1 protein-coding gene is annotated in these 230 nt (G+C 34.8%); it reads left to right on the forward strand.

Features of this window, described 5'->3' with window-relative positions; all coding sequences use genetic code 11:
* Positions 1-230: sialate O-acetylesterase (locus tag AOA62_RS31980; protein ID WP_218244271.1), on the forward strand; the 230-nt coding region annotated here is incomplete at both ends.

Raw genomic sequence — 230 nt, forward strand, 5'->3', positions numbered from 1 at the left:
ATTTATTATCTGAAGATGTGAAAAAGATTAATAACCCTCATATTCGACACTTCAAAGTACCACAGGAATACAGTTTTCACGGTCCAAAACAAATTTTATCTGATGGTAGCTGGAAAAGTGCTACTGCAGGTGATGAAATGAATTTTAGTGCTGTAGGCTATTTTTTTGCAGAAAAGATGTATGAAAAATATGGTGTCCCAGTTGGATTAATAGAAACTGCAGTTGGAGGA

Origin of the sequence: Pseudomonas sp. 2995-3, from assembly GCF_002742565.1 — a bacterium.
Taxonomy (GTDB): domain Bacteria; phylum Pseudomonadota; class Gammaproteobacteria; order Pseudomonadales; family Pseudomonadaceae; genus Aquipseudomonas; species Aquipseudomonas edaphica.